Genomic DNA, 13674 nt, shown 5'->3' with positions numbered 1-13674 from the left:
ACAGGACTGCATCCGATACAGTGCTGTATTCTGTCTGCTGCCGCGCGGTCGTGCAAACCCGCGGCCGCGACCGGACCGGACCGCGGATCACCGCGGATCACCGCGGACCCCCGCGTCCCCCAGCCTTGAACGTCGACGCCAGAGGACCCATCTGTGACCATCAGCACACGCCGGCAGCGGACCCGGGCCGCCCTGCAGGAGGCGGCGCTCACCGTGTTCGCCCGGCGCGGCGTCGCCGGCGCTTCGATCGAGGAGATCTGCGAGGAGGGCGGCTTCACCCGCGGCGCGTTCTACTCGAACTACGGGACGAAGGACGACCTGATCCTCGAGATCATCGACCAGGAGTTCGCCCGCGCGGTCGAAGGTGCGACGGGAATGGCGTCGCGGAAGGCTGAGGGCCAGCCGTGCGAGGACAGCCGCGTGACGGACGAGGGTGTGCATGCGACGGCAGACGGCACCGCAGGCCACCACACGGAGGTGCTGCGTCGCGCACTCGAGGAGTTCGATCTGCCGTTCTCCACGACGCCGGCCGCGGTCATCGCCCAGCGCGACATCCAGCTGCACGCTCTGCGCCACCCGCAGCTGCAGGCCCGCCTGGACGCCGTGTGGCGCAGCCATCAGCAGCGCCTCAGCGATGCGGTCACGCGGCTGCTGGAGTCCTACGGCGCGCGGGCGACCGTGCCCATCGACGTCCTCCTCGAGGCATGTCACGCCTGCTACGACCACGCGGCAGAGGCCGCGGTCGCCGCCGACCCGCACGCGGAGACGATCACCGTCGACCGCACGGTCCTTCTGGCCGTCCTCGTCGCATTCGTCGAGGTCCCCGACGCCCACTGACGAGCCGGCACGTCGTGATGAGTCGGCCAGTGGTAGCGCGCCGGCCGGTCGTTGCGAGCCGGCCGGGCTTCGCGCGCGGGCCGGTCGGCCTGCTCAGCCTCGGGTGCCGTCCAGTGCGGGCACGGGCATGTCGAGGTAGTGCATGTGGGCGGCCGTCTCCATGAGCGCGGCGTAGAGCTGGAAGCCCTGGAGCCCCTCGAACCCGCGCGCCCACTGCATGCCGCTGCACATCGAGTACACGGAGTGGTCGTCCGTCGCGTCCGCCCGGGCCCGCAGCTCGTCGAGCCGCTGACCGTGGTGGGCGGTCAGCTGGTCCGCACGGATCTGCAGGCCGGAGAACCGGTAGCCGTGCGCCGGCGCCACTGCGATGTCCTGCGGCAGGCCGCGCATCCGCTCGAGGGATCCCAGGTAGTCGCCCAGGCTGTGCCCGATCGCGGTCACGTCCAGTCCGATGTTGGGCGAGATGCTGGGCAGCACGTGGTCACCGGAGAAGAACGTCTGCGACTCCTCGTCGAGGAGCGCGATGTGACCGAAGGTGTGGCCCGGCGTCCACAGCACGCGGATCCGGCGCCCGGCGATGGGCAGCAGCATGTCGTCCTCGACCGCCAGCATGCCGCTGGGCCAGTCGAACGCGAACACCGTCCGGGTCGCGGAGCTGGCGTTGGCGGCGAAGACGGAGGCCATCTCCCGCAGGCGGGCCTGGGGCAGGCCCAGCTCCTGCGCGAACGCCGCGAGGTCGGTCTTCGTCACACCGGTGGACCGCGCGCGGAAGGATTCGACGGCTTCGACGTCGTGCGGGTGCAGCGCCAGCCACGCGCCCGGGTTCAGGTTGAGGAGTGCAGGGACCAGGCCCAGGTGGTCGCGGTGGTAGTGGGTGACGACGATGCCCACGACGTCGGAGGCGGAGAATCCCACACCCGCCATCCCCTCGAGCAGGGCCTGGAGCCGTTCGTCTCCGTCCCAGCCGGGGTCCACGACGGCGACGCCGTCGTTCGCGGCCAGGAGGTAGCTGTAGGTGTACCGCAGAGGGTTGTCGGGGATGGGCACGGGGATCGCCCAGGTGCCCGCGGCGATCTGCTCCGGCACCGGCAGGACCCGGTCCTTCCACGCCTGCGCCTGAGCTGCGCTCAGCGGGGTCAGGTCGGTCTGCGCAGTCATCCGCCACCTCGTTCTTCTCTGCAGATCATTCGTTCAGTGCCGTTCGTCACACTATCGCACGCGCAGTGGAGGGGGTCAGGAGGCCCCGTCACGGGTGAGGAGACAGAACGCACCGTCACGAGTGGAGGGGTCAGTACGCCCCGTCACGGGTGAGGACGACGCGCACCGTGCGGAAGATGATGATGAGGTCCTGCACGATCGACCAGTTCTCCACGTAGTAGAGGTCGAGGCGGACGCTCTCCTCCCAGTCCAGATCGGAGCGGCCGCCCACCTGCCACAGTCCGGTGATGCCCGGCTTCACGATGAGGCGGCGCAGGACGTCCGTCCCGTACCGCTCGACCTCGCTGGCCAGCGGCGGGCGCGGGCCCACCATCGACATCGAGCCCAGCAGGACGTTGATGAGCTGCGGCAGCTCGTCGATCGAGTACGCGCGGAGGATGCGGCCCACGCGCGTGATGCGCGGGTCGTCCTTCATCTTGAAGAGGACCCCGTTGCCCGCGTCCTGGCCCTCGCGCTCCTCGAGCTCCGCCAGCCGGGCCTCCGCATCGACGACCATCGAGCGGAACTTGATCATCGTGAACGGCTGGTTCTCCCGACCCACCCGGGTCTGCCGGAAGAAGACGGGTCCGCCGTCGTCCAGCTTGATCGCGATCGCCGTCGCGAGCATGAACGGCGAGATCACGAGGAGACCCAGTGCGGCGCCCAGGATGTCGAACACCCGCTTGAGCGCGGCGCTGAACCCGCCCAGGCGCGGGGTCGAGACGTGGATGAGCGGCAGGTCCGCCACCGGATGCGAGTGGATGCGCGGACCGGCGATGTCCGTGAGCGCGGGGGCCAGGATGAGCGAGATCGAGTGGTCCGCCAGCTCCCAACTGAGCGCGCGCATGAGGCGCGGGCTCAGACCGCCGCCCGTCACCGCGACGACTTCGACCTCGTGGCGCAGCAGCACCTCGAGGATCGCGGGGACCGAACGGTCGACGCTCAGCACGGGCAGCGGCAGCTCCTCACCGTCCGGCGACTGGAGGCTGCGCCCGGGCAGGATCGCGCCGTACGGCGAAAATCCGGAACTGGGCGCCCGCGCGAAGCTGCGGTGGAGCTGGAGGGCCTCTCCCGGGCCGCCGATGATGACGAGCCGGCGCGAGAGCCGGCCGCGCTGACGCATCCGGACGATCACCTGCCGGGACGCCCACCTCCAGCCCACCAGGAGCAGCATCCCCACGGGGAAGGCGACGGCGACGTAGCCGCGCGCCAGCTCGATGCCGAAGACGTAGGAGAAGATGGCGACCGCACCGAAGAGCGCGAGCGTCGCATTCACCACACGGCGGTACTCGAGGACACCCGATCCGACGACGCGGATCTCCCACGCCCGCCAGATCCACAGCGCCAGGAGCCAGAGCGCACCGATCGCGACGCCCACCACCCAGTAGGGGAGGTTCGCGGCGTTGGCCAGCCTCGTCTCCGCCATCCCGAACCGGACGGAATGGGCCGTCACCATCGTGAGGGCGATTACCAGGACGTCTCCGGCCAGAATGCGGCGCGGCAATGTTCGCCGCCAATCAGAACGCTTCGCCATCACGCCCCTCCCGGTCCTCCGGCGCCCTCGCGCTCATCTCGATCCGACCGCCAGATCATACCGAGTTCGGAACGACGCGGGTAAATCGAGAACATGTCTGCGACACGGACGCACGTGCGAGAGAGACCGTGCAGCCTCCGTCGACGTCCACCCGCTGGGTCACCGTGGGGCTCCCCGCCGTCAGCGGCTGTCGCGGGCGCTGCGCGGCATCACACCCCCGTCGGCCTCGTCGGCGCCGGCGCCGTCCTCGTCGAGATCCGCGGCATCCGTCGGTTCCCGGGCGACCAGTCCACCCGTCGGTCCGAACGCGGGTCCATGCGCCGGCTTGGGCGGCACCTGCACCCAACGGTCGTCCGCAGCGACGGGGCGGACCCGCTCGGCGTCATCACCCGGCTGGACGGGCTCAGTCGGCTGGACGTCGGCTGCCGATAGGTCAGCCGCGTCGTAGTCGGTGGGGTCTGAATCCGCGTCCACCGGCTCCACCGCGGACTCGTGCGACCGCACCTCCTCGTCCCCATGGGGGTGAGGGTGCGCGACGACGAACTCCGGGACCTGGGCCTCGGGAACCTCGGTCTCCGCCGGCGCCTCGTCCGCGGAAACCTCGGTCTGGGACACCTCGGTCTCCGCCGGGCCCTCGGTCTCCGACTCGGCTGGCGCTGTCTCCCGGACCTCGGGCGACGGGACCTCGGCATCCGCTTGCGCATCCGCAGCCGCAGTATCCGGTGCATCGTCCGCATCCGCGTCCGGTCCCGCGACCGCCACGGGTGCGCGACGCTGGCGCGCGTCGTCGAACCGGGCCCCGCGCGGCAGGACGTCCGCTCCGGAAGCGATCCGCGCGTCGTCGGAGTCCTCGTCCGGATCGACGTGCAGGGTTGCGCCCGCTTCATCCCCGGCCCCGGCCTCGGCGGGGGTGTCCTGCGTCTGACCCTCGCCCAGCATCTCCGCCAGTGCGGCCAGCGGGAGGATGAGCCACGCGGGCCGGTTCCGCAGCTCGGTGACGGTCTCCACGAGCAGTCGGTCGAGGAGGGCCGCCCGCAGCACCGGGTCGGTCAGTGCCGCCGTCTCGCCACGGGCATGCGAGTAGCCGGACAGCAGAGAATTCACCGTCCTGCGGTACCAGAGGTGCTCCGGGGAGCCCAGGTAGTCCTCGCGCAGCTGCGCCTCCAGGCCGTGCGTCGCGAGTCCGCGCAGCGACGCCTGCGCCTCCTCGCCGTCCGCGTGGCGCTGCAGCCATGCGTAGCCCGCCGCGTAGTCGACACTGCGCACCAGCGCGACGAGGTCGATCTCCGCGGGCCGCGGCTCATCGCGCCCCACGCCGAAGCCGATGACGCGGGGGCCCTCCGCCGTGCCCACCGTCAGGTGATCGAGAGTCAGCTCGCCGTGGATCCGCTGCAGCGGCCCGATGCTGTCGAGCTCCGCGAGCTCCTGCGCGTGCGCCCGCAGCCGGTCCTCGTACGGCGCCAGTGCCGCGGGCGCGCTGCGAAGCGCCCATTCGACACGGGTGCGCCACTTCTCCACCAGTCGCTTCGTGGGGTCGCCCTCGCTGCGGACGGTGCCGAACTCGGACGCGAGCTCCAGGTGCAGCCGACCGGCGGTCGAGCCCAGGACAGAGGCCTGCCGGCTGAAGGATCCGACCGAACCGGAATCGACGTCGAGCGCCTTCTCGACCGCTGACCGCCACGCGCGCCGCGATCCCGGCAGCGCGTGGGCGAGCACCGCGAAGGGCGCGACCGCGGTCGCGAGTTCCCCGTCGTCGTACCAGCGGGTCCGCGACCAGCCGATGACCGGGTGGATCGACTGGGAGTCGCGCGCCGTCAGCGCCAGCGGGTAGCGCACGGCCGGCGGGTTCTCCGCCCCGATCTCGCGCAGGACGGTGAGCGCGAACGAGCCGTCCGGCCCGTCGATCTCCACGCGGGACTCCCCCGCCAGCCCCTCCTCGCGACGCACGGTGAGCTGGGCGGCGCGCTCCAGCAGGCCGGCCCGGCCGGAACCGGAGGGATCAGCGGTGCCGTGTGCGGCCTCGGCGGCGGGGCCGGACTGGCCCGCGGCGGCGTCCACCGCCCAGGCCGGCCGGCCAGTCCGTGTGCTCGCCGGCGCCGGCGGGACGGCGGGCAGCTCGTCACCGGCGAGCTGCGAGACGAAGCCCTCGTGCGCGCTGGAGCGGGAGTCGCGGATCGCGTCCGCCAGCGCCAGCACGAACACCGGGTCCGCCACGCCGTCGTAGACGAAGGTGCGGCCCAGCAGCAGGTCGTCGACGGTGCCGATCAGGTGCGGGCGCAGCGAGAAGTCCTCCTCCGTGCGCACGGTCAGCGGCACGCACACGCGGCTGCGGCGGAGGGGACCGCGGACGGCCAGGACGACGAGCAGGCACTGGACGGTGCCGGCGTGCTCGTCCGCGACCTCGGCGATCCTCACGACCGACTGCGGCGTCACGTCCGGATCCGTGCCGGCGGCCGTCCCCGGTCCCGGCATCCAGCGCTGGCGCGGGAGCCAGCGGACGAGCAGGTGCTCCAGATCGCTGCTGATGGCCATGCGCGGGTCCCTCCGCTTCTCGACTGCCGGTGTCCGTCTGCGCGTCCGCGCGGCGATGCACGCGTCCTCCGACTCTAGCCAATCGGGGTGCGGCCATGGGGTGACGCGCGGGTCCGGCGCCGGAAGGGGCACAATTGAGGGGTGTTGATCCAAGAGAGGCCCCGCCGTTCACTGCCCACCGCCGACGATGTCGAGGCGGCGTCGACGCGGATCGCGGACGAGGTCATCACGACGCCCCTCCACCTGTCCGACCGCCTGTCGACCGCGACCGGCGCCCAGGTGTACCTCAAGCGGGAGGACCTGCAGTCGGTCCGGTCGTACAAGATCCGCGGGGCCTTCAACTTCCTCCTGCAGCTGTCCGAGGCCGAGCGCAAGCGCGGCGTCGTCTGCGCATCCGCTGGCAACCACGCGCAGGGCCTGGCGCGGGCGTGCGCGGCGCTGGGCGTGTCCGGGACGATCTTCGTCCCCAAGACGACACCGCGGCAGAAGATCGAGCGCATCCGGCACTTCGGCGGCCGCCGCGTCGAGGTCGTCATCGAGGGCTCCACGTACGACGACGCATCCGACCTGGCGAAGCGCCACGCGCAGGTGACGAACGCCCTGGTCGTGTCCGCGTTCGACGATCCGCTCACGATCGCCGGCCAGGGCACGATCGCGCAGGAGATCCACGGACAGCTGGCCCAGGACCCGGACGTCATCGTCGTGCCCGTGGGCGGCGGAGGACTGCTGGCCGGCATCGTCGCGTACACGTCCGTCCACATGCCCGGGACCACCGTCGTGGGCGTCGAGCCGGCGGGCGCGGCGTCGATGATGGCGGCGATGGCGGCCGGACGTCCGGTCACGCTCAGCAACATCGACTCGTTCGCGGACGGAGCCGCGGTGCGCCGCGCGGGCGACGTCACGTACGAGATGCTGTCGCAGCACGACCTGCCGCTCTTCACCGTCCCCGAGGGCCGCGCGGCCACGGAGATGCTGGACCTCTACCAGGTCGAGGGCATCATCGCGGAGCCGGCCGGCGCGCTGGCGTCCGCCGCCGTGGGCCCCACCGGCTCCGATGCGCCCGTCACCCTGGCACCCGGCTCCACTGCGGTGTGCCTGGTGAGCGGCGGCAACAACGACATCAGCCGCTACCCGGAGGTCTTGGAGCGGTCGCTGGTCCACGAGGGCATCAAGCACTACTTCATCGTCGACTTCCCGCAGGAGCCCGGCGCCCTGCGCCGCTTCCTCAACGACGTGCTGGGCCCGGACGACGACATCGCGATGTTCGAGTACGTCAAGCGGTCCGACCGCGAGACCGGCCCCGCGTTCGTGGGCATCACCCTGGGCCAGCCGTCGGACCTGGGCGGCCTCCTGGAGCGCATGGACGAGTCACCGCTGCAGATCGAGCGGGTCAGCCATGACTCCCCCCTGTTCCGCATGTTCGTCTGAGCCTTCGCCTCCCGGGACGGTGACTGCGACCCCGCCCGAGGCCGTGGTCACCGGGTCGTAGAGTGGTGCCATGCGAGCCATCACCCTCACCGAGCACGGTGCCCCCGACGTCCTGGCAGTCTCCGACATCCCGGCGCCGCAGGCGCGTCCGGGGAGTGTGGTCGTCGACGTCCACACCGCGGGCGTCAACCGCGCGGACCTGCTGCAGCGGCAGGGCCACTACAACCCGCCGGCGGGTGCGAACACGGAGCACGAGGTGCCCGGGCTCGAGGTCGCGGGCACCATCGCGCAGGTGGGCGAAGGTGTGTCCGGCTGGTCCGTGGGCGACCGCGTCGCGGCGCTCCTGACCGAGGGCGGCTATGCGGAGCAGGTCGAGGTCCCCGCCGGTCAGCTGCTGGCCGTTCCGGATCACCTGCCGCTCGAGCAGGCCGCCGCCCTGCCCGAGGTCCTCTGCACCGTCCACTCGAACGTCTTCACCGGTGCGGGCCTGCGCCCCGGCGAGTGGCTGCTGGTCCACGGCGGCGGCTCCGGGATCGGCACCGCCGCGATCCAGATGGCGAAGGCGCACGGCGCGAAGGTCGCCGTGACGGTGGGCAGCGACCGGAAGGGCGACTTCTGCCGCGAGCTGGGTGCAGACGCGGTCATCAACTACCGCGAGGAGGACTTCGTCGAGCGCATCCGCGAGATCACCGGCACCGACGGGCAGCACGGCGACGGCGCGGACGTCATCCTCGACGTCGTGGGTGCGAAGTACCTGGACCGGAACCTCAAGGCGCTGGCGCTGGACGGCCGCCTCACGATCATCGGCCTGCAGGGCGGCACGAAGGCGGAGGCGAACCTGGGGCGCATGCTCCCCCGCCGCCTCACCGTCATGGCGACGACGCTGCGGGCACGCCCCGCGGACCAGAAGGCGCAGATCGTCCAGGACGTCGCCGGCTCCGTCTGGCGGCAGGCGATGGACGGGGAGATCCGCGCGATCGTCGACTCCGAATTCCCGCTCGAGGACGCCGCAGCCGCCCACCAGCGCATGGAGGACGGCGAGAACATCGGCAAGATCCTCCTGCGCGTCGCGGCGGACTCCTGAGCACCCCGGCATGGCGGGGCTGAGCCGCCGTGGGTCTGCTTTCGTTCTTCCGCCGGGACCGCCCCGCCACGCCCCAGCAGCGCCTGGGCACCGGCCTGTGGCGGCAGCACCGCGAGCGCTTCTCGCGCGCCGTCGACCGCTTCTACACGACGGTCAGCACGCTGCACGAGGAGCACGCGCAGTCCGCGGCCGCCCCGCAGATCGAGGACCTGGCGCGGCTGACGCTCGTCCTCAACGCGCTGGATCAGCGGATCGAGGCACTCGCGGAGACGTGCCATCGCGCGGTGCCCCTGGACGACCTCGTCTTCCCGGCCGACGGTCGCGCGCGTCTGGGTGACGTGCCCGAGCACCTGTCCCGGGCCTCGGCACTGGTCGCCCAGGCCGCGCAGTCCGCGGCCATGCTGCGTGCGCACCTGTCCATGCACGGGAATGCCAGTGGCGGAGGCGACGCCGGAGTACACGGTGCGGGAGGCGATGCCGGGGCGCACGGCGCCGGAGGCGACGCACCGGTGCTTTCGGCCGGCCCGGCCGGGACCGCCCGGTTCGCGGAATCCGCTCGCGGCTACGTGGACCGCGCGGCGGATCTCATCGCCGAGGCCGAGGCCGGCCTGCCTGCGCCGCTGCGGCCGAGCCGGGGAGACTGAGGCTCAGGCCTCCGCCAGGACCTCGAGACCCAGGTGGTCGATGAGGGCCGTCGCGAGGCCGTCCTCCTCCACCGTGCCGGTCACGACGGACGCGAGCTCCTTCAGGGGCTCACCGGCCTGGCCCATGACGATGCCGTGGTCCACCCACTCGATCATCTCGAGGTCGTTGCTGCCGTCGCCGGCGCCCACGGTGTCCTCGCGCGACACGCCCAGCGCCTCGCTCACGATCTCCAGCCCGTGCGCCTTGGAGACGCCCTCCGGGGCGATGTCCAGCCAGTTGCTCCAGCCCACGGAGTACGCGACACCGTGGAGGCCCACGCGCTCGACCGCCTCGTGGAACTGCTCCGAGGTGCCGTTGGGCTCCCGCAGCACGATGCGCGTCGCCCGCTTCGTCTTGAGCTCGTCGAACGGGACGATCGTGAAGTTCTCCATGTCCGCGAACTCGCCCTGGGGGAAGTCCGCGGAGGCGTACCGGTCCAGCGTCTCGTCCTCGACCATGTAGAGGGCGGTGGGCAGGACCTTCTGCATGCGTTCGAGGGCGGGGGCCGGGTCGAAGGTCTCCACCTGGTGGACGACCCAACCGGACTCCTGCTGGGGGTCCAGCCGGACGACGACGGCGCCGTTCGAGGCGATCACGTAGCCCTCCGTGAGCCTCAGTCGGTTCGCGGTCTCGAGGGCACCGCCCACGGAGCGACCCGTCGCGACGACCAGGTGGTGGCCGGCCTCGACGACGGCGGTGAGCGTCCGGCGCACCGTCTCCGACAGTCGGTTGTCGTAGTCGACGATCGTGCCGTCGACGTCGAGCGCGACGAGCTGCGGGCGGGTGACGAGCGTGCTCACCGGTGGATCTCTCCTGTCATCGTGGGCTGCGCGACCGCCGGGGACGGCGGACGCGGTCAGGCGTAGGCGGGTCCGCCAGGGCCGTAGGCGGTCATGCCGCCCAGGTACGGCTGGAGAGCCTGGGGGATGCGGACGCTGCCGTCCGCCTGCTGGTGGTTCTCCAGGAGCGCGACGAGCCACCGCGTGTTGGCCGCGGTCCCGTTGAGGGTCGCGACCGGGCGGGTGCCGGACTCCGTCCGCTCGCGCACCTTCATGCGGCGCGCCTGGAAGGTCGTGCAGTTCGAGGTCGACGTGAGCTCGCGGTACGTGCCCTGGGTGGGGATCCACGCCTCCGTGTCGTACTTGCGGGCCGCGGAGTCGCCCAGGTCGCCGGCGGCGATGTCGAGGATCCGGTAGGACAGCTCGCACTTCGCGAGCATCTCCTCTTCGACCGCCAGCATGCGCGCGTGCTCCGCCTCCGCGTCCTCGACGCGGACGTAGGAGAACATCTCGACCTTCTGGAACTGGTGGACGCGCAGGATGCCGCGTGTGTCCTTGCCATAGCTGCCGGCCTCGCGGCGGTAGCAGGGCGACCAGCCGGCGTAGCGCAGCGGCCCGTCGGACAGATCGATGATCTCGTCCATGTGGTAGCCGGCCAGCGGGACCTCCGAGGTGCCGACGAGGTAGAGGTCGTCCGCCTCCAGGCGGTAGATCTCGTCCGCGTGCTCGCCCAGGAAGCCGGTGCCGCCCATGACCTCCGGCTTCACGAGCGTGGGGGTGATCGTGGGGATGAAGCCGTGCTTCTCCACCGTGTCGAGAGCCATCGTCAGCAGCGCGAGCTCCAGGCGCGCGCCGAAACCCGTCAGGTAGTAGAAGCGGGCGCCGGAGACCTTCGCACCGCGCTGGGTGTCGATTGCACGCAGCGACTCGCCCAGGGCGACGTGGTCCTGCGGCTCGAAGCCCTCCGCGGCGAAGTCGCGCGGGGTGCCTTCGCGGCGCAGCTCGACGGAGTCCTCCTCACCGCCGGTCGGTACACCGTCCAGGATGAGGTTGGGCAGGCGGCGCAGCAGCGCATCGAACGCGAAGTCCGCGTCGTCCGCGTCCGCCTGCAGGGCCTTGACCCGGGCGGACAGCTCCTGGGCCTGCGCGACCAGCGCGGCCTTCTCCTCGCCCTTCGCCTGGGCGACCTGCTTGCCGAAGTCCTTCTGCTGGGCGCGCGCGGCCTCGAACTCCGTGAGTGCGGAGCGACGTGCGGAATCCGCGGACAGCACCTCGTCGACCAGAGACTCGTCCCCACCGCGGGCACGCTGTGAGGCTTTGAAGAGTTCGGGTTCGTCGCGCAGGCGCTGGAGGTCGATCATGACTCCCAGCCTAGCCGACGGCTCTGTCCAGGAAGCCGGATGTACCGTACTGCCATGACGCTCGAGATCCACATCGCCCTCCTCATCGCACTGGCCGTGGTCCTCTGCCTCGTGGGCCTCCTCATCGGCCGCGCGACGGTCCGGCGGGGACAGCCGGATGAGACCGGACACCTGGACCCGGCCACGGCCTCGGCGACGGTCGAGGAGACCGCAGAGGGAGGCGACGGCGACGAGGTCGAGCCGCGCAGGCAGCAGGCCGCCCTCGTCATCAACCCGACGAAGTCCGGTGCCGCCGAGGCGAGGCGACTGCTGCTGCGGATCAGCCGGGAGAACGGCTGGGAGGACCCGCTCATCCTCGAGACCACCGAGGATGATCCGGGGCGCGGACCGGCCGAGGAGGCCGTCGCGGCGGGCGTCGACGTCGTCATCGCCGGCGGCGGCGACGGGACCGTGCGCGCGGTCGCGGACGCGCTGGTGGGCACGGACGTCGCCCTGGGGATCCTGCCGCTGGGGACGGGGAACCTGCTGGCCCGCAACCTCGATGTCGTCCTGGACCGGCCCGAGTGGGCGTTGCGGACGGCGCTGACCGGGAACTCGGCGCTCATCGACACCGGCACCCTGCGGGTGGACCCGGATGGAGAGTCGACGACCTTCCTCGTCATGGCGGGGATCGGCTTCGACGCACAGGTCATGAGCACGGTGAACGAGGACCTCAAGGACCGCCTGGGCTGGCTGGCCTACGTCGAGGCTGGCTCGCGTCAGCTCACCGGCAAGCGCGTGGACGTGACGATCGAGACGGACGAGGGCGAGATACAGGAGGCGAAGGTCCGGTCGATCGTCGCGGGCAACTGCGGCAAGCTGCAGGGCGGGGTCTGGCTCTTCCCGGACGCCGTTATCGACGACGGCCTGCTGGACCTCCTCGTCGTGAGCCCCCGCAACCTGGCCGACTGGGTGGGGGTCGCCACGTCCATCCTGGGCAAGCGGCGCCGTGGACTCCACACCGCGACGGCGCAGGGCGAGTCCTACACGATCCGCGCCGAGGACCGCGTCGAGGTGCAGATCGACGGGGACGCCTACGGCACGACCGATTTCCTGGAGCTCGCGATCAACCCGGCCTCGCTGTACGTCAAGCGCCCCAGCCCCGGCATCAAGCGGATGCTGCGCCGGGAGGCGTTCGGACTGCCGGCCGCGATCGGGTGAGGGCCGGGCGGGCGGACTGCCCCGGGTTCCTGCAGGTCAGTCGCATGATGGGACGCGTCTGCGCCGGCTGTCCGTGATTCGCATCACCACTCCGGCACGAGTTCCGCATCGTGGTGCGGCGACTCGCTGAACGCGAACTGGGAGTTCACCCGGATGTCGCTTCGATGACGCACGCGACGCGGATGCTCAGGGCGTACCCCACCGCGCTCGCAGGAACGCAGTGCACCGCTGACAGGACCGACTCCGGATCGACGGCAGGCCCTGTTCGGCGCATGCTCCGCCCTGCCGCGCTCTGCTGCAGTAAGGAACCGCTGTGAAGAAGCCATCGCTCCGCTCCCGCGCACTCGCCCCCGCCGTCGTCCTGGCCGTGAGCGCCCTGGTCGCGACGCCGGCCCTCGCCCAGGTGGGCCCCGAGTCCGCCGAGGCCTCCGAGTCGACCGCCACCCCGCCCCCCACCGAGGCCGCCACGACGGAGGCGTCGGAGACCGCACCGGATGCCCCCGCCGACGATGCAGAAGACCAGATCCAGCCGGGTGACGGTACCGGCTCCGACGAGCAGGTCGAGTCGACCCAGCCGGCTGAGGAGGAGACGACGGAGTCGACTCCTGAGGCGTCGGAGGAGGCGTCCCCGGAGGCCACTGAGGATCCCTCGACGATCTCCCCGACGGTCCGGATGGACTACCCGCTGCCCGCCCAGACAGTCCATGACGAAGGCATCGAGGTCCGGGTCAAGACCGCCCCCAACGCCCCGGTCGACATCACGAAGACCAGCGTCTCGTTCACCGGCGGTTATACGTTGCAGCTGCCCGACTCCTGGGACGGCACCGCGGACGAGAACGGCGACTACGTCTTCACCATTGCTCCCGATACCCCGATCACCTCGAACTTCCGACCGGAGCGCAGCACGACCGTCGGCCAGCTGAGCGAGGGCGACAGCGTTCTCGTGCAGATCAACTCGAACAAGAAGACGACGTCCTTCAACACGGCAGTGGAGGGCACCGCCGAGGAACCGACGGAGGAGCCCACCGAGGATCCGTC

General features: G+C 71.4%; 11 protein-coding genes. 6 read left to right on the top strand and 5 right to left on the bottom strand.

The window, feature by feature from the left end; translation table 11 throughout:
* Window positions 1-153: 153 nt before the first annotated feature.
* Complete coding sequence (locus tag HGBR_RS07160) at window positions 154-837, top strand: TetR/AcrR family transcriptional regulator (RefSeq protein ID WP_019158655.1); 684 nt, start codon at window positions 154-156, stop codon at window positions 835-837.
* A 93-nt stretch (window positions 838-930) separates the two neighbouring features.
* Here HGBR_RS07160 and HGBR_RS07155 read toward each other — a convergent pair whose 3' ends face one another.
* The 3 genes from HGBR_RS07155 to HGBR_RS21005 all read right to left on the bottom strand — a co-directional run bounded on the left by HGBR_RS07155 (window position 931) and on the right by HGBR_RS21005 (window position 6100).
* Entirely contained in the window at window positions 931-1995 is a 1065-nt protein-coding gene (locus tag HGBR_RS07155; protein ID WP_019158654.1) for an MBL fold metallo-hydrolase, read from the bottom strand.
* Between the two features lie 130 nt (window positions 1996-2125).
* Window positions 2126-3568, bottom strand: a complete 1443-nt coding sequence (locus HGBR_RS07150; protein WP_083882779.1) for a sugar transferase — start codon at window positions 3566-3568, stop codon at window positions 2126-2128.
* 180 nt (window positions 3569-3748) lie between these two features.
* Window positions 3749-6100: a maltokinase N-terminal cap-like domain-containing protein gene (locus tag HGBR_RS21005; protein WP_019158652.1), complete on the bottom strand. Its 2352-nt coding sequence runs from the start codon at window positions 6098-6100 to the stop codon at window positions 3749-3751.
* Window positions 6101-6244: 144 nt separating this feature from the next.
* On the opposite strand from HGBR_RS21005, the gene ilvA reads away from it, so the two are divergent.
* The 3 genes from ilvA (at window position 6245) to HGBR_RS07130 (ending at window position 9256) form a co-directional block, all read left to right on the top strand.
* Complete coding sequence (gene ilvA, locus HGBR_RS07140; protein WP_019158651.1) at window positions 6245-7528, top strand: threonine ammonia-lyase IlvA; 1284 nt, start codon at window positions 6245-6247, stop codon at window positions 7526-7528.
* Window positions 7529-7598: 70 nt separating this feature from the next.
* A complete protein-coding gene (locus HGBR_RS07135) occupies window positions 7599-8612 on the top strand; it encodes an NAD(P)H-quinone oxidoreductase (protein ID WP_019158650.1) in 1014 nt (337 codons plus the stop codon).
* A gap of 29 nt (window positions 8613-8641) precedes the next feature.
* Window positions 8642-9256, top strand: coding sequence for a hypothetical protein (locus tag HGBR_RS07130; protein WP_019158649.1), 615 nt, complete (start codon window positions 8642-8644; stop codon window positions 9254-9256).
* A gap of 3 nt (window positions 9257-9259) precedes the next feature.
* Here HGBR_RS07130 and HGBR_RS07125 read toward each other — a convergent pair whose 3' ends face one another.
* Complete coding sequence (locus HGBR_RS07125; protein ID WP_019158648.1) at window positions 9260-10096, bottom strand: HAD family hydrolase; 837 nt, start codon at window positions 10094-10096, stop codon at window positions 9260-9262.
* Between the two features lie 56 nt (window positions 10097-10152).
* Window positions 10153-11436 carry a serine--tRNA ligase gene (gene serS, locus HGBR_RS07120; protein WP_019158647.1) on the bottom strand — a complete coding sequence of 428 codons (1284 nt, stop codon included), beginning with the start codon at window positions 11434-11436 and terminating at the stop codon, window positions 10153-10155.
* Between the two features lie 54 nt (window positions 11437-11490).
* Here serS and HGBR_RS07115 point away from each other — a divergent pair, with 54 nt between their 5' ends.
* Together HGBR_RS07115 and HGBR_RS20190 are read left to right on the top strand one after the other, a co-directional pair.
* Complete coding sequence (locus HGBR_RS07115) at window positions 11491-12636, top strand: diacylglycerol/lipid kinase family protein (RefSeq protein ID WP_019158646.1); 1146 nt, start codon at window positions 11491-11493, stop codon at window positions 12634-12636.
* 313 nt (window positions 12637-12949) lie between these two features.
* On the top strand, window positions 12950-13674 hold a 725-nt coding region (locus tag HGBR_RS20190), incomplete at its 3' end, for a hypothetical protein (protein WP_019158645.1).

The organism is Brevibacterium senegalense (assembly GCF_000285835.1).
Taxonomy (GTDB): domain Bacteria; phylum Actinomycetota; class Actinomycetes; order Actinomycetales; family Brevibacteriaceae; genus Brevibacterium; species Brevibacterium senegalense.
Note: the sequence above shows the minus strand (reverse complement) of the source record. Positions and strands in the feature narration are given on the sequence as shown.

Excerpts from the sequence above, each read along its gene's own strand:
- HGBR_RS21005 (WP_019158652.1), bottom strand. The coding sequence starts at position 6,100 with ATGGCCATCAGCAGCGATCTGGAGCACCTGCTCGTCCGCTGGCTCCCG.
- HGBR_RS07150 (WP_083882779.1), bottom strand. The coding sequence starts at position 3,568 with ATGGCGAAGCGTTCTGATTGGCGGCGAACATTGCCGCGCCGCATTCTG.
- HGBR_RS07155 (WP_019158654.1), bottom strand. The coding sequence starts at position 1,995 with ATGACTGCGCAGACCGACCTGACCCCGCTGAGCGCAGCTCAGGCGCAG.
- HGBR_RS07115 (WP_019158646.1), top strand. The coding sequence starts at position 11,491 with ATGACGCTCGAGATCCACATCGCCCTCCTCATCGCACTGGCCGTGGTC.
- serS (WP_019158647.1), bottom strand. The coding sequence starts at position 11,436 with ATGATCGACCTCCAGCGCCTGCGCGACGAACCCGAACTCTTCAAAGCC.
- HGBR_RS07135 (WP_019158650.1), top strand. The coding sequence starts at position 7,599 with ATGCGAGCCATCACCCTCACCGAGCACGGTGCCCCCGACGTCCTGGCA.